19 protein-coding genes are annotated in these 22,231 nt (G+C 37.0%); 18 read left to right on the forward strand and 1 reads right to left on the reverse strand.

The genetic code is table 11. The features are described 5' to 3' along the window. The first annotated feature begins 36 nt into the window (after nucleotides 1-36). The 6 genes from trmFO (at nucleotide 37) to CBF30_RS02500 (ending at nucleotide 6,212) form a co-directional block, all read left to right on the forward strand. Entirely contained in the window at nucleotides 37-1,353 is a 1,317-nt protein-coding gene (gene trmFO, locus CBF30_RS02475; protein WP_126822430.1) for an FADH(2)-oxidizing methylenetetrahydrofolate--tRNA-(uracil(54)-C(5))-methyltransferase TrmFO, read from the forward strand. A gap of 242 nt (nucleotides 1,354-1,595) precedes the next feature. Further along, nucleotides 1,596-2,498: a tyrosine recombinase XerC gene (gene xerC, locus CBF30_RS02480; protein WP_126822432.1), complete on the forward strand. Its 903-nt coding sequence runs from the start codon at nucleotides 1,596-1,598 to the stop codon at nucleotides 2,496-2,498. A 28-nt stretch (nucleotides 2,499-2,526) separates the two neighbouring features. Then, nucleotides 2,527-3,075, forward strand: a complete 549-nt coding sequence (gene hslV / locus CBF30_RS02485) for an ATP-dependent protease subunit HslV (RefSeq protein ID WP_126822435.1) — start codon at nucleotides 2,527-2,529, stop codon at nucleotides 3,073-3,075. Between the two features lie 14 nt (nucleotides 3,076-3,089). Further along, a complete protein-coding gene (gene hslU / locus CBF30_RS02490; RefSeq protein WP_126822437.1) occupies nucleotides 3,090-4,499 on the forward strand; it encodes an ATP-dependent protease ATPase subunit HslU in 1,410 nt (469 codons plus the stop codon). A 23-nt stretch (nucleotides 4,500-4,522) separates the two neighbouring features. Next, nucleotides 4,523-5,317, forward strand: coding sequence for a GTP-sensing pleiotropic transcriptional regulator CodY (gene codY, locus CBF30_RS02495; RefSeq protein ID WP_126822439.1), 795 nt, complete (start codon nucleotides 4,523-4,525; stop codon nucleotides 5,315-5,317). Between the two features lie 4 nt (nucleotides 5,318-5,321). Continuing rightward, entirely contained in the window at nucleotides 5,322-6,212 is an 891-nt protein-coding gene (locus tag CBF30_RS02500; protein ID WP_126822441.1) for an aldose 1-epimerase family protein, read from the forward strand. Nucleotides 6,213-6,335: 123 nt separating this feature from the next. Here CBF30_RS02500 and plsY read toward each other — a convergent pair whose 3' ends face one another. Then, on the reverse strand, nucleotides 6,336-6,980 hold the full coding sequence (plsY, locus tag CBF30_RS02505; RefSeq protein WP_126822443.1) for a glycerol-3-phosphate 1-O-acyltransferase PlsY: 645 nt from the start codon (nucleotides 6,978-6,980) through the stop codon (nucleotides 6,336-6,338). A gap of 242 nt (nucleotides 6,981-7,222) precedes the next feature. On the opposite strand from plsY, the gene parE reads away from it, so the two are divergent. The 12 genes from parE (at nucleotide 7,223) to galU (ending at nucleotide 22,216) form a co-directional block, all read left to right on the forward strand. Further along, nucleotides 7,223-9,256 carry a DNA topoisomerase IV subunit B gene (gene parE, locus CBF30_RS02510; protein WP_126822445.1) on the forward strand — a complete coding sequence of 678 codons (2,034 nt, stop codon included), beginning with the start codon at nucleotides 7,223-7,225 and terminating at the stop codon, nucleotides 9,254-9,256. Between the two features lie 16 nt (nucleotides 9,257-9,272). Continuing rightward, complete coding sequence (gene parC / locus CBF30_RS02515) at nucleotides 9,273-11,729, forward strand: DNA topoisomerase IV subunit A (RefSeq protein WP_126822447.1); 2,457 nt, start codon at nucleotides 9,273-9,275, stop codon at nucleotides 11,727-11,729. A 498-nt stretch (nucleotides 11,730-12,227) separates the two neighbouring features. Then, nucleotides 12,228-14,459, forward strand: a complete 2,232-nt coding sequence (gene pflB / locus CBF30_RS02520; RefSeq protein WP_126822449.1) for a formate C-acetyltransferase — start codon at nucleotides 12,228-12,230, stop codon at nucleotides 14,457-14,459. 39 nt (nucleotides 14,460-14,498) lie between these two features. Beyond that, on the forward strand, nucleotides 14,499-15,263 hold the full coding sequence (pflA, locus tag CBF30_RS02525) for a pyruvate formate-lyase-activating protein (RefSeq protein WP_126822451.1): 765 nt from the start codon (nucleotides 14,499-14,501) through the stop codon (nucleotides 15,261-15,263). Nucleotides 15,264-15,436: 173 nt separating this feature from the next. After that, nucleotides 15,437-16,999, forward strand: a complete 1,563-nt coding sequence (gene liaX, locus CBF30_RS02530; protein WP_126822453.1) for a daptomycin-sensing surface protein LiaX — start codon at nucleotides 15,437-15,439, stop codon at nucleotides 16,997-16,999. A 72-nt stretch (nucleotides 17,000-17,071) separates the two neighbouring features. Then, the gene (locus tag CBF30_RS02535) at nucleotides 17,072-17,386 is read left to right on the forward strand and encodes a PspC domain-containing protein (protein WP_126822455.1); all 315 of its coding nucleotides are present in this window, start codon (nucleotides 17,072-17,074) and stop codon (nucleotides 17,384-17,386) included. After that, nucleotides 17,386-17,745: a phage holin family protein gene (locus CBF30_RS02540; RefSeq protein ID WP_126822457.1), complete on the forward strand. Its 360-nt coding sequence runs from the start codon at nucleotides 17,386-17,388 to the stop codon at nucleotides 17,743-17,745. Before CBF30_RS02535 ends, CBF30_RS02540 begins: the two co-directional genes overlap by 1 nt. 106 nt (nucleotides 17,746-17,851) lie before the next feature. After that, a complete protein-coding gene (hprK, locus tag CBF30_RS02545) occupies nucleotides 17,852-18,787 on the forward strand; it encodes an HPr(Ser) kinase/phosphatase (protein ID WP_126822459.1) in 936 nt (311 codons plus the stop codon). Between the two features lie 13 nt (nucleotides 18,788-18,800). Next, a complete protein-coding gene (gene lgt / locus CBF30_RS02550) occupies nucleotides 18,801-19,607 on the forward strand; it encodes a prolipoprotein diacylglyceryl transferase (RefSeq protein WP_126822461.1) in 807 nt (268 codons plus the stop codon). 3 nt (nucleotides 19,608-19,610) lie between these two features. Continuing rightward, nucleotides 19,611-20,282: a pyrophosphatase PpaX gene (gene ppaX / locus CBF30_RS02555; protein WP_126822463.1), complete on the forward strand. Its 672-nt coding sequence runs from the start codon at nucleotides 19,611-19,613 to the stop codon at nucleotides 20,280-20,282. Then, nucleotides 20,279-21,289 (forward strand): NAD(P)H-dependent glycerol-3-phosphate dehydrogenase, encoded by a 1,011-nt coding sequence (locus tag CBF30_RS02560; RefSeq protein ID WP_126822465.1) that lies wholly within the window; start codon nucleotides 20,279-20,281, stop codon nucleotides 21,287-21,289. The genes ppaX and CBF30_RS02560 overlap by 4 nt, the downstream gene beginning before the upstream one ends. Before the next feature lie 21 nt (nucleotides 21,290-21,310). Further along, nucleotides 21,311-22,216, forward strand: coding sequence for a UTP--glucose-1-phosphate uridylyltransferase GalU (galU, locus tag CBF30_RS02565; protein WP_126822467.1), 906 nt, complete (start codon nucleotides 21,311-21,313; stop codon nucleotides 22,214-22,216). Nucleotides 22,217-22,231 lie beyond the last annotated feature (15 nt).

Raw genomic sequence — 22,231 nt, forward strand, 5'->3', positions numbered from 1 at the left:
ATTTGTGACTGTCGCTTTTTAAAAGGAGAACTGAGTATGACAGAAAAATTTGTTAATGTAATCGGGGCAGGACTTGCTGGGAGTGAAGCAGCATGGCAAATTGCCGAGTCTGGTGTAAAAGTTCGACTTTTTGAGATGAGAAAAGTAAAAAAAACACCTGCGCACCACACCGATCAATTCGCCGAGTTGGTTTGTTCCAATTCACTGAGAGCGAATAACATCACCAATGCAGTTGGTTTGCTGAAAGAAGAGATGCGAGCCTATCATTCTCTTGTTATCAAGGCAGCTGACAAAACAGCGGTTCCTGCTGGTGGCGCACTTGCAGTAGACCGTGATTTGTTTTCACAAACAATTACAGATACTCTGCGCAATCATCCTAATGTTACAGTTATTGATGAGGAAGTAGAAGAAATTCCAGAAGGCGTTACCGTTGTTGCATCAGGTCCACTGACATCGGATGCACTCGCTCATTCGATTCATCAATATATGGACTCAGATGGCCTCTATTTTTACGATGCAGCAGCACCAATTATTGAAAAAAGTTCAATTGATATGGATAAGGTTTACTTAAAATCTCGCTATGACAAGGGAGAAGCTGCTTATTTAAATTGTCCGATGTCAGAAGAAGAGTTCCAAAGTTTTTATGAGGCTTTGATTTCTGCTGAGGTCGCTCCGTTAAATTCTTTTGAAAAAGAAAAATATTTTGAAGGCTGTATGCCAATTGAAGTAATGGCTAGTCGGGGAATTAAAACGATGCTTTTTGGTCCATTGAAACCAGTTGGGCTTGAAGATCCCAAAACGGGTAAAAGACCTTACGCAGTTGTACAGCTAAGACAAGATAACGCAGCCGCTTCTTTATATAATTTGGTTGGTTTTCAAACGCATTTAAAATGGGGCGAGCAAAAGAGAGTATTTCAGATGATTCCAGGTTTGGAAAATGCAGAAATTGTCCGATATGGTGTGATGCACCGCAATACTTTTATGAACTCACCCAAAGTATTAAAAGCAACGTATCAGCTAAAAGCAAATGAAGAGTTATTTTTTGCTGGTCAAATGACTGGGGTAGAAGGATATGTGGAGAGTGCTGCAAGCGGTATGGTAGCTGGCATAAATGCTGCTCGTTTTGTAAAAGGAGAGCCACTCATCGAATTTCCCAATGAAACAGCAGTTGGTAGTATGGCGTACTATATTACTCATACAGAAGGCAAACATTTTCAACCTATGAACGCAAATTTCGGAATTTTCCCAGAACTACCTGAAAGAATTAGAGATAAAAAATTGCGTTATGAAGCGATTGCGAGTCGTGCGTTACAAGCGACTGAGAAAGTAAAAAAACAATTGACTGAGCAGTAGAAGACTAGAAGAGCATGGTTTAATAAATCAGTTTGATTTTATTTAGTAAAATGAGATTTCAATAAAAACAAAAGAGAAAAGTATAAGCTTTTTTCTTTTTTGTTTTATAATTAATTAGAAGTGACTGTGAATATGAAGAAATTGTGACAATAGTGGAAAATATTAATTAAATTCTGACAATTTATTTGTATAAAAAAATGGGATATGGTAAAGTAAGCTAGTATTAAAAAGGAGCGAGTGAGATGGAGCAAAAGCCAGAAGAATTGGGACTTTTCTTACGTTATTTAACTAATGAAAGACAATATTCTGATAAAACGATTCAAGCTTATCAAGAGGACGTTTTTAACTTTTTGAAATTTTTGCACCGTTCTGGTGATGATAACTTTTTGGCTGTTACACATCAAGATGTGAGGATTTACATGAGTTCTCTTTATGATAAATCTTATAGTCGAAATTCTTTAAGTCGCAAAATTTCGAGTTTACGCGCCTTCTACCAATTTTTAGTACAAGAAAATTTTATTCAAGAAAATCCTTTTTCTTATGTTCAAATGAGAAAAAAACAATTAAGGCTGCCACATTTTTTTTACGAAAAAGAAATGGAGGCGCTTTTTGAGGCAGTAAAAGAGGAGACTCTTTTGGATAATCGAAATGAAGCACTTTTAGAAGTTCTTTATGGAACAGGAATCCGCGTTAGTGAGTGTGCAGGGCTGACTTTGCAAGATATTGATTTTAAGGCAAGTGTGATGTTGATTCACGGAAAAGGGAATAAAGAACGTTATGTACCATTTGGCTCATTTGCAGCAGATGCCTTACAAAATTACTGCGCTCAATCAAGGAAAAAATTGATGGATACTTATAAAAAACAGCACGAATATGTTTTTGTTAATCATCACGGTGAACCAATTACCGCAACAGGAATTGAATATATCTTAAATAAAATTATTGAAAAAAGTAGTTTAAGTGCCAATATTCATCCACACATGTTGCGCCATACCTTTGCAACGCATTTGTTAAATAATGGAGCAGACATGAGGACAGTGCAAGAACTACTAGGACATGTAAGTTTGTCTTCCACTCAAATCTACGCCCATGTAACAAAAGAAAGCTTACAAAAAAATTATCGAACGTTTCACCCACGAGCATAATATCAAAGAATTTTAGGAGGAAATAAAATTGAGTATTACAACATTTCATTCAACAACTATCTGTGCAGTAGAACAAAACGGAAAATTTGCAATGGCTGGAGACGGTCAAGTGACAATGGGCGAGACGGTTATTATGAAAGGAACTGCAAGAAAAGTACGTAGAATTTATAATGATGAAGTAGTAGTAGGGTTTGCTGGAAGCGTAGCAGATGCCTTTAATCTAGAAGAAAAGTTTGAAGGAAAATTGAACCAATACAAAGGGAATTTGATGCGTGCAGCTGTAGAACTCGCTATGGAATGGCGCACGGATAAAGCCATGCAAAAATTAGAAGCGATGTTAATTGTTATGAACGACAAAGAAATGCTAGTTGTGTCTGGAACAGGTGAAGTGATTGCCCCAGATGATGGAATTTTATCCATAGGTTCTGGTGGGAACTATGCGCTTGCTGCAGCCCGTGCAATGAAACAGCATGGAGATAAAAGTTTGACTGCAGGAGAAATTGCGAAAGCTGCTTTGAACGTAGCGGCAGATATCTGTGTCTATACAAATCATAATATTATCGTAGAAGAATTATAGTAGGAGTGAAAAAAATGAATGAATCTGTAATGAGTAAAACACCAAGACAAATTGTGCAAGAGCTTGATCAATATATTATTGGGCAGTCTACGGCTAAAAAGTCTGTTGCTGTAGCGCTTCGTAACCGCTTTCGTAGGATGCAACTAGAAGAGACGATGCAACAAGAAGTTACGCCAAAAAATATGCTCATGATCGGGCCTACTGGAGTTGGGAAAACAGAAATTGCCAGACGTTTAGCCAAAATTGTCAACGCACCATTTGTAAAGGTTGAGGCAACTAAATTCACAGAAGTGGGCTATGTTGGGCGTGATGTTGAGTCTATGGTTCGAGACTTGGTTGAGGCGAGCATAAAGATTGTTGAGAAAGAGCAACATAGCAAAGTGTATAGTCGTGCAGTCAAAAAAGCTGACGAACGCTTAGTGAAATTGCTAGTTCCAGGAATTAAGAAAGAAAAAAAACAAGCAAGTGGCAATCAGTTTGAGGCAATGATGCAAATGTTTAATACAATGCAACAGCCTGCAGAAGAAGAAAAAGAAGAAGTAACAGAGAGTATTAAAACAAGCCGCGCAGCAATTAAAGAACAGCTTGAAAAAGGTCTCTTGGATCAAAGAGAAGTAACAATTGAGGTTGAAGAAGCGAAAAGTCCAGCACCTATGATGAACAATGGGTTAGAACAAATGGGCATTGACTTAGGAGATACTCTTAGTGCGCTTACACCTAAGAAAAAAGTCAAACGTACGGTTACTGTTAAAGAAGCCCGTGAGATTCTTTTAGAAGAAGAATCAGAAAAATTAGTCAACAAGGCTGATTTAAATAGCCAAGCAATCCAAATGGCAGAAGCAAATGGCATCATTTTTATTGACGAATTTGATAAAATCACTTCAAAATCTCAACAATCTGGTGAAGTTTCAAGAGAAGGGGTTCAACGAGATATTCTTCCGATTGTCGAAGGCTCACAAGTGACAACTAAATATGGTACCATTCAAACTGATCACATCTTATTTGTCGCATCCGGTGCATTTCATTTGAGTAAGCCAAGTGACCTGATTCCAGAGCTTCAAGGTAGATTCCCAATTCGTGTCGAATTAGAAGACTTGACGGCAGACGATTTTGTTAAGATTCTGACAGAGCCTAACAACGCTTTAATTAAACAGTACATCGCACTACTTGGTACAGAAAATATCGATGTTACTTTTACCATTGAAGCAATCGAACGTATTGCCAATATAGCTTATCAAGTCAATCAAGAAACGGATAATATTGGGGCTAGAAGACTGCATACCATTTTAGAAAAACTGTTAGAAGATTTACTCTTTGAAGCACCAGATATGCAAATGGGTGAAATTACCATTACAGAAAATTATGTAGATGAAAAATTAGCGCATATTGTCAATGATGAGGACTTATCCAGATACATTCTTTAATCAAAAGAGTTGGAGGAAGAAAAATGGGAAATATATTAGAGAAAACACGTGCAATCAATGCGTTGCTACAACAAAATAATGCAGTAAAGTTAGAAGCAACCTTGCCTTATAATCAGATTTCAGAAGTTTTAAGTGATGTCTTAGATAGTAATACGTATATTCTCAACAAGGAAGGCGTCTTGTTAGGATATTTTGTCAAACACGATATTAACAATGATCGAATTAAGCATATGTTAGAAACACAGCGTTTTCCTCAAAGCTACATGAACAATGTTGGTTTGTTACAAGTCACAAAAGAAAATATTGATGTGAATGACGAATTGACCGCTTTCCCTGTGGAACTAAGAGAAACACTGCCAAATGCACTCACAACAGTTGTCCCAATATTTGGTGCTGGGGAACGCTTGGGATCGATTATTTTGGGTCGAATTGGGCAATCTTTTGACAATGATGATTTGGTTCTAGCAGAATACAGTGCAACGGTTGTAGGCATGCAAATTTTGTATCAAGAGTCTCGCGTGATTGAGTCAGAAATAAGAAGTGCTACTACGGTGCAAATGGCGATTAATAGCCTATCGTATAGTGAGCTTAAAGCTGTAAAAGCAATCTTTGATGCGCTTGAAGGGGATGAAGGAAGATTAACAGCTTCTAATATCGCGGATAAAATTGGGATTACTCGCTCAGTTATTGTCAATGCTCTTAGAAAATTAGAATCTGCAGGAATCATTGAATCTCGGTCTCTTGGGATGAAAGGAACTTACATCAGAATTATTAATAAACGATTTATCGAACAATTAGAAAAAGAAACACTTGTGTAACCCGATGACAAGAAAATTACTTCAAATAAAAAACGATAAAATTTGTGCAACCTTTGACCGAAAAGGAGCAGAATTAGTTAGTTTAAAAGATGTCGCGACAGGGTTGGAGTTCCTTTGGCAGGCTGATGCTGATTTTTGGGGTCGTCATGCCCCAATTCTATTTCCGATTGTAGGAAAGCTTAAAGGGGATAAATATATCTATGACGAAAAAGAATATGCTCTTTCACAACATGGTTTTGCCCGTGATCAAGTCTTTAGAGTTCAAAGTGAAACACCAAACAGCCTTTCCTTTTCGCTTTCTAGCAATGAGGAAACGAAAGAAAGTTATCCTTTTGATTTTCAGTTGCTTATTTGCTATCAAATACACAAAAATCATTTAGTAGTTAACTACCGTGTGACAAACAAAGGGAAATCCAAGATGTATTTTGGGATAGGGGGGCATCCAGCATTTAATGTTCCGCTAGATTCCAACCTAGATTTTGAAGACTATCATATAAAACTAGAATCAACAGAACCAGTGAGTCGTTTGCCATTAGACGGAGCATATATTCATTTGGAAAAGAAAACAGTAGTACAAAAGTTACTTGATATTCCTTTAAGGCACGACATATTTAGTCAAGATGCGTTGATTTATGCAACAACTGGCCCAACAAAGCTTACTTTGGAAGCTCAAAACAGTGCTAATAAGGTAGTGGTTTCGTATGATCAGATGCCTTTTGTTGGTCTTTGGTCTCCGTTTCCCAAAAAAGCGCCATTTGTTTGTTTAGAACCTTGGCAGGGACTTGCTGATACGATTGATTCAAAGGGAGAATTGACTCAAAAATTAGGAATCAATCAGCTTGAACCTAATCATGATTTTGAGTGTTCGTATACAATTCAGGTTGAAACAAAATAAAACCGGTTCTTAAATGAAAAAAGAGCTTATGACAAACACATCAAGGGTTGTCATAAGCTCTTTTCTAAATAAAAAACAAAGAGATCAAGGTAGAATCTCTTTGTCAAAGCCATCGAGTTTTTTTCATTTGACCCGTGCTTGCTTTTTTTTCTTACGTCCAAAACCAATAGTACTCTCAGTACCGCTTTTAATTCGGCCAACATTTTCTTTGTGGCGTAAACAGATGAAAATCGTTAGACCAAGTGCAATCAAAGTTAGCAACCAATCATGCGCAGGTAAAATACCTGGCGCGATATAAGGTAGTATCAATGTTGAAAGTGTAATAATGATGGCGCTCAGCATACTAGTAAGGCTAACGGTGCTAGTTATATATAGAATAATTAAATATAGAGCTAATGAAAAGAAGAAAAATGCTGGATTATATCCAAGTAGTAATCCTCCGCTCGTTGCCACCGCTTTGCCTCCTTTGAAACTAGCAAAAATTGGAAAGGTATGTCCTAAAATTGCGGCTAGTCCAAACCAAAGTGGATTGATGGATGAACCAAAGATATAAGGCAAACAAGTAGCAAGTGTTCCTTTCAGTAAATCGATGACAAAGACTGAAATACCAGCTTTTTGTCCTAATACACGAAATGTGTTAGTTGTACCAGTATTACCACTTCCATACTTACGGATGTCTTTGTGAAAAAAAATGCGGCCAATCCATACGCCTGATGGAATAGAACCCAAAAGGTATGCGGCTACAAATAAAATTATATTGCTTGTCATAAATGAAGTCCCCTCTTCTATCATTACAGCCTATTCTACCATTTAAAAAGACAGGACTCAATTGCTTTATAAAATATTTATATAGAATCTCATTTTTAAATAAATACAGATATTGAGAGAGAGGAAAACGATAAAAAAGCAAATTATCCCTTAAACTAAGCTTTTCAATTGAACAAATTTAGAGTATTATAGGAATTACGTGGTTAAGAAGCCAAGTAGATAGGAACGAAGGAGTTATTCGCATGCCTAAAAAAGTAAAGAACGAATACAATGATTCTTCTATTCAGGTTTTAGAGGGATTAGAAGCAGTTAGAAAACGCCCAGGAATGTATATTGGATCAACAGATAGTAAAGGATTACATCATTTAGTTTATGAAGTAGTCGACAATGCAGTTGATGAGGCGCTTTCTGGTTATGGGAAAGATATTCAGGTAACAATCCATCAAGATAATAGTATCAGTGTACAAGATTATGGACGGGGAATGCCCGTTGGGATGCACGTTTCAGGGATTCCAACAGTCGAAGTGATTTTCACAGTTTTGCATGCTGGTGGAAAATTTGGTCAAGGTGGTTACAAAACATCAGGAGGATTGCACGGAGTCGGTGCTAGTGTTGTGAATGCACTCTCAGAATGGTTAGTTGTGACGATTGTCCGTGATGGTATAAAATATCAGCAAAAATTTAAAAATGGTGGAAAACCCAATGGTACGCTAGAAAAAATAGGGAAAACTAGGGAGAAAAACGGGACACTTGTTCATTTTCTGCCAGATAAAACAATTTTTTCAACCCTAAACTTTTCTTATGATACATTAGCAGAACGCTTAAGAGAGTCTGCTTTCTTATTGAAAGGGGTTAAGATTACCTTAACCGATCAACGGACAGACACTCAAGAAGTTTTCCATTTTGAAGAAGGAATTAAAGAATTTGTAGCCTATTTAAACGAAGAAAAGGATACGCTCACTCCTGTTGTTTATTTTTCAGGTGAAAAAGAAGGCATTGAGGTTGAATTTTCCTATCAGTACAATGATGGATATTCAGAAAATATTCTTTCCTTTGTCAATAATGTGCGAACCAAAGACGGTGGTTCGCACGAGGTAGGAATGAAAACAGCACTGACCAAATCCTTTAATGAATATGCTAGAAAAAGTGGTTTACTAAAAGAAAAAGATAAAAATCTTGAGGGAACGGATTTTCGTGAGGGCTTATCAGCGGTAATCTCCGTCCGTATTCCAGAAAATCTGCTGCAATTTGAAGGACAAACCAAGGGCAAGCTAGGAACACCAGCTGCAAGGAGTGCGGTAGATAACGTCATTAGTGAACAGATGGTTTTTTATTTACAAGAAAATAATGAAGTGAGTCAAATGCTTGTTCGAAAAGCGATCAAAGCACGTGAAGCACGTGAAGCAGCACGTAAGGCACGTGAAGAGAGTCGAAATGGAAAGAAGAGAAAGAAAGGGGAGTCCTTACTTTCAGGGAAGTTAACTCCCGCACAATCTCGTAATCCTAAACGAAATGAATTGTATCTTGTCGAAGGAGACTCGGCAGGTGGATCGGCAAAACAAGGACGAGACCGTAAGTTTCAAGCGATATTGCCGCTGCGTGGAAAAGTAATCAATACAGAAAAAGCAAAAATGCAAGATATTTTAAAAAATGAGGAAATTAACACCATCATTTATACAGTTGGCGCAGGTGTAGGACCAGAATTTTCGCTTGAAGATTGCAACTACGATAAAGTCATCATTATGACCGATGCCGACACAGATGGCGCACATATTCAGATACTGTTACTGACTTTCTTTTATCGCTATATGAAGCCACTTGTTGAGGCTGGAAAAGTTTATATTGCTTTACCACCTTTGTACAAGGTATCTAAAGGAACGGGAAAAAATTCTGTACTTGAATATGCTTGGACCGATGACGAACTTGCCAAAGTGACAAATCAGGTTGGAAAAGGGTACATGTTACAACGCTACAAAGGACTTGGCGAAATGAATGCGGACCAATTGTGGGAGACTACAATGAATCCTGAAACCAGAACGCTCGTACGAGTGAAGATTGATGATGCTGCTCAGGCTGAACGCAGGGTGACCACTCTTATGGGAGACAAAGTGGAACCAAGGCGTAAGTGGATTGAAAGTCATGTACAGTTTACCTTAGAAGAGGATGGCAGTTTACTTGAACAAGCAGGTGAGCACGAAGACTCTGCAGAAAATAAAGAATCAGAAAGCGAAAAATCGCTTGAAGAGATCAATTTATTTGATAATCTAAACGAATGAAAGGAACAGGACAAGAATGAATCAACGAGAAGAAATTCAAGAACTAACACTTGAAGATGTGATGGGTGATCGTTTTGGTCGCTATTCCAAGTACATCATTCAAGAAAGAGCATTACCAGATATTCGTGACGGTTTAAAGCCTGTGCAACGAAGAATTCTCTATGCGATGGATAAAGACAACAACACTTTTGATAAAGCTTTCCGTAAATCAGCAAAGTCTGTCGGAAATATCATGGGGAATTATCATCCTCATGGTGATAGCAGTATTTATGAAGCCATGGTTCGCATGAGTCAGGATTGGAAACTACGCGAGGTCTTGATTGAAATGCACGGGAATAATGGGAGTATGGACGGAGATCCACCTGCTGCCATGCGTTATACCGAAGCTCGTCTATCAAAGTTAAGTGGTGAATTGTTACAAGACATTGAAAAAGAGACGGTTGATTTAGTTTGGAATTTTGATGATACTGAAAAAGAACCCACTGTATTACCTGCAAAATATCCGAATCTCTTAGTGAATGGTTCAACTGGTATTTCAGCAGGATATGCGACTGAAATTCCAACACATAACTTGGGTGAGGTGATTGAAGGGACTATTTATTTAATTGATCATCCCAATGCAACGCTTGAAAAGTTGATGGAGTTTGTACCTGGACCTGATTTTCCAACTGGTGGGATTATTCAAGGGAAAAAAGAACTAAAGCAAGCGTATGAAACAGGTCGTGGAAAAATCATCGTTCGTTCTCAAACCAAGATTGAAAAAATCAAGGGTGGAAAAGAGCAAATTGTGATTAATGAAATTCCTTATGAAGTCAATAAGGCGAATATGGTCAAAAAAATGGATGAAATTCGCATAAATAAAAAAATTGATGGTATCGCAGAGGTCCGTGATGAAAGCGATCGAACAGGCCTTCAAGTAGTAGTAGAGTTAAAAAAAGAGGCCAATGCACAAGGAATCCTGAATTATCTATTTAAAAATACAGATTTACAGATCAATTATAATTTTAATATGGTAGCGATTGATCACCAACGTCCTGAACAAGTCGGATTAAAACGTTTTTTACAAGCTTATATTGAGCATCGTAAAGATGTTTTGACGCGAAGAAGCCAATTTGAACTGACAAAAGCCAAAAAAAGGCAACATATAGTGGAAGGCTTAATCAAAGCACTCTCTATTCTGGATAAAGTAATCGCCACAATCCGTGCAAGTAAAGATAAAAAAGATGCCAAGCATAATCTAATGAAAGCTTACCAATTTACAGAGGAACAAGCTGAGGCAATCGTCTCTTTACAATTGTATAGATTGACGAATACGGATATTACGGCCCTTGAAAAAGAAGCAGAAGAGTTGCGTCAGCAAGTCGAGTACTTGTTGTTGATTTTAAATAATGACAGTGAACTATTCAAATTGATGAAAAAAGAATTGCGTGAGGTTAAGAAAAACTTTGAAACTCCTCGGATGACTAAAATTCAAGAACAGATTGAAGAGCTAAAGATTGAAACAGAAATTCTTGTGGCACAAGAAGATGTCATTCTTTCTGTGACCAAGGAAGGCTACATCAAGCGGAGTAGTCTACGTTCTTATGCTGCCTCTACACCTGAAGAGCTGGGAATGAAAGAAGGGGATATTGTTCTTTATACAGGACAATTGAACACTTTGGATCATCTGCTTTTATTTACAAGTCACGGGAATGTCATTTATCGTCCAATCCATGAGCTACCAGATTTACGCTGGAAAGATGTTGGAGAGCATATTTCTCAAACGATTTCAGGACTGTCAATGGATGAAACTATTTTAGCAGTTTATCCTTACAAAAAGATGGATCAAGACAAACAATTTGTTTTAATCACTAAAGAAGGCATGATCAAGCAAACGAAAATGACGGAATTTGAGCCGTGGAGAACTTATAAAAGTCGTGCAACTAGTTGTATCAAACTCAAATCTGACTCAGATTGTTTAGTCGATATTGAGTTGGTAGCATCTGAGGAGGCACTGGATGTATTCTTGGTGAGCCATAGAGGCTTTGGATTACGTTACCCACTGAAAGAGGTGCCGGTTGTCGGAGCGAAAGCGGCGGGAGTTAAGTCCATGAATCTTAAAGAGGGCGATTTTATCGTAAACGGGTTGACAGTTTTACATGAAGGAGATACTCCGGTTACGATCATTACACAACGAGGTGCAAGCAAGCGCATGTTAGCTCAAGAATTAACCGCTCTTGGACGTGCCAAACGTGGACTAATGGTCCTTAGAGAATTGAAGAACAATCCACATCGGATTATTTATATGAACCAATCAGATAAATTTGAAGCGTTAAATGTGTATACGGATAAAGAAAAAGAATTTACAGTGATTGAAAAATCCATTCCAATTGGTGAACGAACATCCAATGGTTCTTTCTTCTTAGATGAAAAGGTAGACGGAAAAGTTCGCTCAGTTAGCCCTAGCTTTTTGAAAAAAACTGAGAATGACTGATAGAAACAACGGTTATTTTTGTGCAAGCAACACATGATGCTCGATAAAATAAAAAAGTCATTCTTTTATTTAATCAATAGAATCTCCTAGTACAGTCACTATTTGTTCTAGGAGATTTTGTTGTTTTTTAAATTAGGGAAACACATAATTAAGAGTAGAAGAGAAAGTTTTAAATAAGTAAAATATTTATTTAGTTCTTTTGTGAAAAAATAGATATTTGTTATATAAAAAGAAACACAAAAACGTTTCTGTTATACAACAGAAACGTTTTTGTATGCGTTTTATTACAATAGAGATGAAGCGGATCATAAGCTTAACTTTAATTTAAACAACTCGTTAAAGGCTATTATAAAGGTGTTTCGTAAGGATTTTTATTTTGTTTTCTTAAAATTTTTCAAAAATCGTATAAATAATTCTTGTCAATTAAAAAGATTGTGTTATACTGAACATGTAAACGCTGTTATAACTAAAAATTAAACCTTCAAGGAGGGCATTGAAATGGAACAATGGGCAGGATTTAAAGGGACTAAGTGGCAACAAGGCGTAGATACTCGTGATTTTATTCAAAATAACTACACGGAGTATACAGGTGATGATCAATTTTTAGAAAAACCAACAGAAGCGACAGAAAAACTATGGGACGAATTACAAAAATTAAATGATGTTCAGTTTGAAAGAAATGGTGTCTATGATATGGATACTGAAATTGTTTCAACGGTCACATCTCATGATGCTGGATATTTGGATCAAGACTTAGAGCAAATCGTTGGTCTTCAAACAGACAAACCATTGAAACAAGCATTTATGCCTTTTGGTGGAATTAAAATGGCAAACAATGCCCTGACCAGTAATGGCTACATGCCAAATGAAGAACTGACAAATATTTTTACAGACTGGAGAAAAACGCATAATCAGGGAGTTTTCGATGCGTATACAGCTGAAATGCGAGCAGCACGTAAAAACAAAATTATTACTGGATTACCAGATGCTTATGGTCGAGGTCGGATTATTGGAGATTATCGTCGTATCGCTCTTTACGGAATTGATTATTTGATGGAGCAAAAGAAAAAAGATCATGATATGACAGGCTATCACACAATGAGTGAAGAAGTGATTCGTCTACGTGAAGAAATTACGGATCAATATCGTGCGCTTGCTCAAATGAAAGAAATGGCCGCAAAATATGGTTATGATATTTCCAAACCAGCTGCGAATGCAAAGGAAGCAGTTCAGTGGTTATACTTTGGTTATTTAGCAGCCATTAAATCTCAAAATGGTGCAGCAATGTCTATTGGTCGTATCTCTGCATTCCTTGATATTTATATTCAACGTGATCTAGATAATGGCGTAATTACCGAAAAAGAAGCGCAAGAGTTGATTGATCACCTAGTAATGAAGTTACGCATGGTGAAGTTTGCTCGTACACCAGACTATAATCAATTATTCTCTGGATTTCCAATTTGGGCGACGTTATCTATTGCAGGTATGGGCTTAGATGGACGTTCACTTGTAACAAAAAATGATTTCCGTATGTTGCACACTCTTACAAACATGGGCCCTTCCCCAGAGCCAAACTTGACTGTGTTGTATTCAGAACGTCTACCAGAGGGTTTTCGTACGTATGCTTCAAAAATTGCGATTCAAAGTTCTTCCATTCAATTTGAAAATGACAATTTATTACGCGAACAATGGGGATCAGATGATTGTGCAATTGCTTGTTGTGTATCTGCAACTGTTATTGGAAAAGATATGCAATTCTTTGGTGCACGTGCCAATTTAGCTAAAGCAGTGCTTTATGCAATCAACGGGGGGGTTGATGAAATGACAGGTGCCCAAGTTGCGCCAGCATTTAGACCGATTGATTCTGAGGTATTGGATTACAATGAAGTATTAGATAAGTACAAAAATATTATGGACTGGTTAGCAGAGCTATATGTTAATACACTAAATGTCATTCACTACATGCATGACAAGTACTCTTACGAAGCGGCCCAACTTGCTTTGATGGATACAGATTTAAAACGGACATTCGCAACGGGAATTGCAGGTATTTCTCATGCAGCGGATAGTCTTGCAGCAATCAAATATGCTCAAGTTAAACCAATTAGAAATGAACAAGGCGTAGCAGTTGATTTTGAAGTGGAAGGAGAGTTCCCTAAATACGGAAATGATGACAACCGTGCAGACGAAATTGCAGAGTGGATTTTAGAGTATTTTATGACTCAAATCAAACGCCACAAAACTTATCGTGATTCAACTCCAACTACATCACTTTTGACGATTACCTCAAATGTTGTATATGGGAAGAATACAGGGAATACACCGGATGGACGTGAAGCTGGTAAGCCTTTAGCACCAGGTGCTAATCCAAGCTACAATGCAGAACAAAATGGACTTCTTTCTAGTTTGAATTCTACGGCTAAATTGAATTATGCTTTTGCTCGCGATGGAATTTCTAATACCCAAACAATTAACCCAACTGGATTAGGCAAAGATGATCAAACAAGAATCAACAACTTAAGAAATGTGATGGATGGATACTTTTTAAAAGGCGCGTATCATTTGAACGTGAATGTATTTAGTAATGATTTGCTAAGAGACGCTATGGAAAATCCAATGAAGTATCCAAACCTTACGATTCGAGTATCTGGATATGCGGTTAAATTCCGTGATTTGACGCGTGAACAACAGCTTGATGTTTTAATGCGTACGTCACACGACAGAATGTAAATAAACTAATTAAAAATGTAAGTATAGGATGTGAGCAAAATGAGTAGTAAAAAAATTATCGGACATATTCATTCTACAGAAAGTTTTGGGTCGGTAGATGGTCCGGGCGTCCGGTTTGTTATTTTTACCCAAGGTTGCCGAATGCGGTGCGAGTTTTGTCACAATCCTGATACTTGGAAAATTGGCACGGGACAAGAATATACAGCAGATGAACTACTTGATAAAGCAGAAAGATTCCGTGAATACTGGGGGAAAAATGGTGGGATAACCGTTAGCGGTGGAGAACCATTGTTACAGTTAGACTTTTTAATTGAGTTGTTTAAAAAGGCAAAGGAAAGAAATATCCATACCACACTTGACACTTGTGGAAAGCCTTTTACCACAGAAGAACCTTTTTTCTCAAAGTTTAATGAATTAATGAAAAATACGGATTTACTTTTGTTTGATATTAAGCATATTGATGATGCCAAACACAGAGAACTAACACAACATGGCAATCAAAATATCTTGGAGATGGCAACTTATCTCTCAAGAATTCAAAAGCCTGTCTGGATTAGGCATGTTTTAGTACCAGAGCGCAGTGACTATGATGCGTATCTTGAGCGACTAAATACATTTGTTGAGACATTGGAGAATGTCGATAAGGTAGAAGTTTTACCTTACCACAAGATGGGGATTTTTAAGTGGCAAGATTTGGGACTTAGCTATCCTTTGGAAGGAATTGAACCACCTACCAACGAACGTGTAGAGAATGCAAAGAAAATTTTACAAACAGAAAAGTATAAAAAGTATTTGACCAGATAAAAAGTGAGCTACTAGAATAAAATTCGTAATGAATTTTATTCTAGTTTTTTTGTCTCAGACTTACTTCTTATGAATAAATCGTTCTTAGGTCCTATGACAAAAAACAAAAAACAGCGCATAATGAATTCATAAGTTAACAATAACTTTTACTACTTAGCTAGGAGGCTATAACAATGGAAGAAAGACAACGAATTTTAGAACTCGTAAAAAAAGGCATCCTTTCTACGGAAGAAGCTTTAGTATTACTAGAAAATAGTGCGACTGATAAAAATAAAAAGCAATTGCAAAAAGCTGAGGAAATTGTCTCAGAAAAACAACAAATAGAAGACAAGAAACAAACAACTTTTTCTGAAGATTTTTCAGAAATAGAAGAAAGACAACGCAAACAAGATGAAGAACGCTTAGAAAAAATCTTGGAAGACCTTGCCAATTCTGCCAACCATTTATCTGCAGAATTAGATGAAATCAATGCCAAGATTGAAGAAGGGGCGCAAAAGATTAAAGACCAAAAAGAACAATTGAGTATTTATGACACAATGGAATCTCTAGAAACGCTGGATGCAGAAAGCCAACTCAAACAAAAGCAACTAATCAGTGAAATTCAAAAGCAAGAAAAAGAACAAAATGAGTTTATGTCCGAGAAAAAGCGTTTGGAACAAGAACTACAAGAATTAAAGAAAAAAGAAAAAGAAGAAAAGAAAGCACAAGGTGCTTCTTGGTCTGATCGTTTTGATATACCAGATGACTGGAAAGAAAATGCTTCTGATACCATGAATCAGTTTGGTGGAAAAATTGAAGAAGCTAGTTTGCAATTAGGAAAAATGTTCAAACAAACATTTAAGAACGTTGCTGAAAAAGTTAGTGATAATGTAGATTGGAAAGATGTCAATCTCAAAGTACCAGGAATGCACTCAACAAAATTTGATCATAGTTTTGTATATGAAGATGCTAAAGCGAGCATCATTGATGTGAAAATTGCAAACGGAAAGATTGATTTTCGCTCTTCAGAAGACGAAACGATTAAGATGGATGTTGCAATTAAACTTTATGGAAAAATGGATGAAGCGACACCACTTGAAGCGTTTCTCGCGCGTAGTGTAGTGGAAGTTGATGATGAAAAAATTCTTTTCCATGTCCCCAATAAACGAGTAGTTGCCAATGTTGTTTTTTATTTACCAAATAGAATTTATGATCATGTAGCCATTAAAACACTAAATGGAGATAGTATTTTCCAAAATATCCAAGCAAAAGATATCTATGTGAAAAGTACGAATGGCAATCTTCGCTTTGAACATACAGATGCTACGATGATTGAAGTGGATAGTGTCAATGGTAACGTTGTGGTAACGGATGGCTCGATTATTGATTTTCTTGGGGAAACGGTAAACGGAAACTACCATTTGAAATCCGATATTCAAAATTTGAAGCTTTCTTTAGTCAATGGCACAACCAAAATCACTCCAGTAACAACGGAAAATACGTTCAAAAATATTCAAGTTCAAACAACAAATGGAACCATTAAATTAGCAGTTCCACGGGCAGCTTCATTAGAAGGTGTTGCAAAAGCAAGCATCGGCTCGGTAAAAAGTCGCTTGGAAGAAGTAGAAACAATTCGTGAAAAAAACGAAAAATTTAGTAAGTTGTTAGAGTTCAGAAGGATTATGGATACACAACCTACTCATATTCAATTAAATACAACAACAGGAAGTATTTACTTGAAAGATACTGAAGAATAAGTAAAATAATGAGAGAAGGAGTAGCAATGCTGGTCTACTTTTTCTCTTTATCATAGAAATGAGGAATAAAAAATGAAAAAACGTTTAACAAAATCAAATTCAAATATTGTTGTTTCTGGCGTTTTGGGTGGAATTGCAGAGTATATTGGAATTGATGCTACAATTTTGCGAGTGATTTATGTTATACTCTCAATGTGTAGTTTCGGCTTTCCAGGTATGACTATCTATATTATTTTAATGTTTATCATGCCAGCAAATCGATCAAATCGATCAAATCATTTTTTTGATGAACAACCTAGATACGATAATCACTACTCTAGCTCGAATCAAAAGAAAAGAAAAGAAGCTGAGAAACTTAAAGATGAGGATGATTGGAGTGACTTTTAGTGTCATACTTTAAGCGATTAGTCGTTAATACCTTAACATTTATTTCGCTTGCGGTAGTGTTACCAAATGACATGTTTTATGTAAGCAGCTTTTTTTCTGCTATATTAGCTAGTTTTGTTTTATCCATTTTAAATATGTTTGTAGGTCCCATTTTACACATATTATCTTTTCCAATTACGCTGATCACTTTTGGCTTGTTTAGCTTTGTGATCAATGCCATCATATTGGAGCTTACTTCCTATTTTGTAGGAAGTTATAGCTTTGGTTTTTCTGGATTTGGCTCTGCCTTGCTTGTAGCACTAATTATGTCTTTTGTTAATACAGTAGTTCGTGATCATGAACTAAGTAAAATTACTTAAAATAAGAAACTTGAGATTATTCTCAGTTTCTTATTTTTTTATTGCTAGAATCTGAGGTATTTAAATGATAAAATAGAGATATAATACCTTGAAATGAGGAAGTTAAATGACAGAATCTGTTTTAGTAGAAGAATTAGTAAATGAATTACGCTTGGAAGTCCTTTCTGGGCTAGATTATCTAGATCGAATTATCGTAACAAGTGATGTGTCAAGACCGGGTTTAGAGTTAACAGGATATTTTAATTATTATTCGCACGATCGTATTCAACTTTTGGGACGCAAAGAAATTACATTTGCACAACAGATGACCGAAGATGAAAGACGAATGGTGATGAAACGTCTTTGTACGAAAGATATGCCTGTATTTGTCATTGCACGTGAATTGGAGGCGCCAAAAGAGTTACTAGAAGCCGCAAATGCTGCTCAAATCCCAGTATTACGTTCGGTTCTTTCGACTTCAAGAATTTCCAGTTTGATTACCAATTATTTAGAAGCAAAACTAGCTGAAAGATTATCTATACACGGAGTTTTTGTCGATGTTTATGGCTTGGGGGTTTTGATACAAGGGGATAGCGGTATTGGGAAGAGTGAAACGGGGCTTGAACTTATCAAAAAGGGCCATCGTTTGATTGCAGACGACCGAGTAGATGTTTTCCGCGAAGATGAGAATACATTGATTGGTGAAGCGCCAAGAATTTTAGAGCATGTGATGGAAATTAGAGGGATTGGAATTATTGATGTGATGAATTTATTTGGTGCGAGTGCAGTACGTAAGAGAGCACAAGTACAACTTGTAGTTTATCTAGAAAACTGGAATAAAGAGACAAATTTTGATCGCTTAGGTGGCTCTCCAGAAATGGTTCGAATGGCCAATGTCGATGTGCCAAAAATTACGATTCCAGTCAAGACAGGTCGTAACGTCGCAATCATTATTGAAGTGGCAGCGATGAATTTTCGAGCGAAAACTATGGGCTATGATGCAACAAAAAATTTTGAAGAAAAACTTCGAAACCTAATTGAAGACAATTCTGACACGAAATGAGGAGGATTTTTAAATGCTAGCACAGATTAATCCCATTGCCTTTAAGGTTTTTGGGCTGCCCATACATTGGTATGCTCTTTGTATTGTTTCAGGAATTATCGTTGCAGTTGTCCTTGCATCGAATGAAGCGAAAAAAGTTGGGCTATCAGAAGATGACATTGTTGATTTTATTTTTTGGGCACTACCCATTTCGATTGTCGGAGCCCGTGCCTATTATGTAGCTTTTGAATGGTCTTATTATAAAAATAATTTAAGTGAAATTTTCAAGATTTGGAATGGGGGGATTGCGATATATGGTGGTCTCATAGCAGGAGCGATTGTTTTAGTTTTCTTTACAAGATCTCGCTTTATTTCTACTTGGAAATTTTTGGATGTTGCAGCACCCAGTGTGATTATTGCACAGGCAATGGGGAGATGGGGCAACTTTGCCAATCATGAAGCTTACGGACCTGATACAACGCGTGCTTTTTTACAATCGTTGCATTTACCTAAATTTATCATAGACAATATGTATATAGGGGGCGTCTATAGACAACCTACTTTTTTTTATGAAAGTATCTGGAACGTTATTGGCTTTATTTTTATCATTGTCCTAAGAAAAAAACTTTCTTTAAAAGAAGGCGAGATTGCGTTAACCTATGTGCTCTGGTACTCTTTTGGTCGCTTCTTCATAGAAGGGCTGAGAACAGATAGTCTCATGGTCTTTGATTTGATTCGAGTGTCACAGTTTCTTTCGATTGTTTTATTTGTAGGAGCACTGATCCTATTGATAATTCGTAGGAACGATGCACGTATAAAGTTGTACCAAAGAAAGGTGTAGACTATGAAAAATGTGGAAACTATTTTGTTTGATTTTGATGGGACACTTGCCAACACTAATCAGTTGATTGCCAGCTCACATGAACATGTACTGAATCGGTATTTCCCAGGGCAGTATGACAAAGAAACTATCTTATCTTTTAATGGTCCTTCGCTAAAGGAAGTCTATGAATCAGTCGATCCTAAGCGCGCTGAATTTTTGATTTCCGAATATAGATCTTATAACGAACGACACCATGATGAGAAAATTAAAGCGTTTGACGGTGTCGTTGAAACCTTGAATTCATTTAAAGAAAACGGGCTAAAACTTGGAATCGTGTCTACTAAAGCACAACCACTTTTAAATAAAGGATTAAAACTATTAAATATTATTCATTTTTTTGATATAATTATAAGCGGTAGTGATTGTATCTTGCCAAAGCCAGACCCTGAAGGAATACAAAAAGCGATGTGTAGACTTCAAGCAAAAAAAGAGACAACCATCATGGTTGGAGATAATTATCACGATATAGAAGCTGCTCATAGAGCAAATATAGCAGGGGTTTTTGTAACATGGTCTGAAAAAAGCGAGGATGTTGCAAAAAATTGGCAAGCAGATTATACCATTAGTAGTATGTATGACTTGCAAGAACGAATCTTTAATAAGATAGATACCAGAGGAGATTTAATAGAATGAAACAAAAAATTGCAGTACTTGGACCAGGTTCGTGGGGTACAGCTTTAGCCAAAGTATTAGCTGAAAATGGACACGATGTTCGTCTTTGGGGACATGAACCAAGTCAATTAGAAGAAATTAACACAAAACACACTAATTCAAGATATTTAAAAGAAGTCATACTACCTGAGTCATTAAAGGGAGAAGCAGATTTAGAAACGTGCATTCAAGACGTGGATGCGATTTTGTTTGTGGTTCCAACAAAAGCAATTAGAACTGTTGCTAGACAAGTAGTCTCAAAACTAACAAATAGACCAATGATTATCCACGCGAGTAAGGGATTGGAACAAGGAACACATAAGCGTATTTCTGAAGTTTTACTTGAAGAGATTAGTGAAAATAAACGAAAAGATGTAGTGGTTTTATCAGGACCAAGTCATGCAGAAGAGGTAGCTGTTAAGGATATCACAACGATAACTGCAGCGTGTACAAATCTAGAAGCTGCTGAATATGTTCAAAAATTATTTATGAATAGCTATTTTAGAATTTACACCAATGATGACGTGATTGGAGTAGAAACCGGAGCCGCCCTTAAAAATATTATCGCTTTAGGCTCAGGTGCGATACATGGTTTAGGCTACGGAGATAATGCCAAAGCGGCAATCATGACACGCGGACTTGCAGAAATTAGTCGATTGGGTGTAGCTATGGGTGCAAATCCAATGACCTTTATCGGGCTAAGTGGTTTAGGAGATCTAATTGTCACGTGCACGAGTGTCCATTCGAGAAACTGGCGTGCGGGAGACTTACTTGGTCGTGGTCATAAATTAGATGAAGTCCTTGAAAATATGGGCATGATTGTCGAAGGCGTGTCGACGACAAAGGCAGCCGTTGAGTTGGCAAGAGAGCTGAAGGTTGAGATGCCAATAACCGAAACGATTTACGGTGTATTGTACGAAAATGAGGACGTCAAAAAAGCCGCAAAAAATATTATGCTTAGGAATAGTAAATCAGAAAAAGAATTTTAGCCAAAGAAAGTAGGAAGCGTAATGACGAAAAAAGTAAAAAAAGCGATTATTCCCGCAGCTGGACTTGGAACTAGATTTTTACCTGCAACAAAAGCAATGGCCAAAGAGATGCTCCCTATTGTTGACAAGCCGACTATTCAATTTATTGTAGAAGAAGCATTGGCTTCAGGAATTGAAGATATCCTCATTGTTACTGGCAAAGCCAAACGACCAATTGAGGATCACTTTGACGCGAACATTGAACTTGAAACCAATCTTCGTGAAAAAGGGAAAACAGACTTACTAAAATTAGTGGAGGAAACAACCGATGTGAATTTGCATTTTATTCGTCAATCGCATCCAAAAGGTTTGGGCCATGCGGTGCTTCAAGCCAAAGCGTTTGTCGGAGATGAACCTTTTGTTGTGATGCTAGGGGATGACTTGATGATGGATGATGTGCCGCTCACTAAACAATTGATCGATGATTATGAAAAGACAAATGCTTCTACGATTGCAGTAATGAAAGTGCCACATAAGGATACAGGAAAATACGGGATTATTAATCCAGAAAACAAGGTGGGCGACCATCTTTATAACGTCAAAAGCTTTGTCGAAAAACCTGCTCCGGAAAAAGCACCGAGTGATTTGGCGATTATTGGCCGCTACTTGCTGACTCCTCAAATTTTTGATATTTTAGAAGTGCAAAAACCTGGTGCTGGTGGGGAAGTACAGCTTACAGATGCCATTGATACATTAAATAAAACTCAGCGTGTTTTTGCACAAGAGTTTACTGGAAAAAGATACGATGTTGGCGATAAGTTTGGCTTTATGAAGACAAGTATTGAGTATGGCTTGCAACACCCAGAAGTGAAAGATAATTTGAAAAAATATATTATGGAAAAAGCGAAAGAATTAGAAAGTGAAGAAAAAAGCACAAAAGAAAAATAAAGCAGGGTTTCTTTG

It is taken from the genome of Vagococcus entomophilus (assembly GCF_003987595.1).
Lineage (GTDB): Bacteria > Bacillota > Bacilli > Lactobacillales > Vagococcaceae > Vagococcus_E > Vagococcus_E entomophilus.

What these genes read in the sequence shown, in the direction of transcription:
- lgt (WP_126822461.1), top strand. Translation starts at nt 18,801, where the DNA reads ATGCTAGCACAGATTAATCCCATTGCCTTTAAGGTTTTTGGGCTGCCC.
- liaX (WP_126822453.1), top strand. Translation starts at nt 15,437, where the DNA reads ATGGAAGAAAGACAACGAATTTTAGAACTCGTAAAAAAAGGCATCCTT.
- plsY (WP_126822443.1), bottom strand. Translation starts at nt 6,980, where the DNA reads ATGACAAGCAATATAATTTTATTTGTAGCCGCATACCTTTTGGGTTCT.
- CBF30_RS02560 (WP_126822465.1), top strand. Translation starts at nt 20,279, where the DNA reads ATGAAACAAAAAATTGCAGTACTTGGACCAGGTTCGTGGGGTACAGCT.
- hprK (WP_126822459.1), top strand. Translation starts at nt 17,852, where the DNA reads ATGACAGAATCTGTTTTAGTAGAAGAATTAGTAAATGAATTACGCTTG.
- codY (WP_126822439.1), top strand. Translation starts at nt 4,523, where the DNA reads ATGGGAAATATATTAGAGAAAACACGTGCAATCAATGCGTTGCTACAA.
- parE (WP_126822445.1), top strand. Translation starts at nt 7,223, where the DNA reads ATGCCTAAAAAAGTAAAGAACGAATACAATGATTCTTCTATTCAGGTT.
- pflA (WP_126822451.1), top strand. Translation starts at nt 14,499, where the DNA reads ATGAGTAGTAAAAAAATTATCGGACATATTCATTCTACAGAAAGTTTT.
- pflB (WP_126822449.1), top strand. Translation starts at nt 12,228, where the DNA reads ATGGAACAATGGGCAGGATTTAAAGGGACTAAGTGGCAACAAGGCGTA.
- xerC (WP_126822432.1), top strand. Translation starts at nt 1,596, where the DNA reads ATGGAGCAAAAGCCAGAAGAATTGGGACTTTTCTTACGTTATTTAACT.
- galU (WP_126822467.1), top strand. Translation starts at nt 21,311, where the DNA reads ATGACGAAAAAAGTAAAAAAAGCGATTATTCCCGCAGCTGGACTTGGA.
- ppaX (WP_126822463.1), top strand. Translation starts at nt 19,611, where the DNA reads ATGAAAAATGTGGAAACTATTTTGTTTGATTTTGATGGGACACTTGCC.
- parC (WP_126822447.1), top strand. Translation starts at nt 9,273, where the DNA reads ATGAATCAACGAGAAGAAATTCAAGAACTAACACTTGAAGATGTGATG.
- CBF30_RS02500 (WP_126822441.1), top strand. Translation starts at nt 5,322, where the DNA reads ATGACAAGAAAATTACTTCAAATAAAAAACGATAAAATTTGTGCAACC.
- trmFO (WP_126822430.1), top strand. Translation starts at nt 37, where the DNA reads ATGACAGAAAAATTTGTTAATGTAATCGGGGCAGGACTTGCTGGGAGT.
- CBF30_RS02535 (WP_126822455.1), top strand. Translation starts at nt 17,072, where the DNA reads ATGAAAAAACGTTTAACAAAATCAAATTCAAATATTGTTGTTTCTGGC.
- hslU (WP_126822437.1), top strand. Translation starts at nt 3,090, where the DNA reads ATGAATGAATCTGTAATGAGTAAAACACCAAGACAAATTGTGCAAGAG.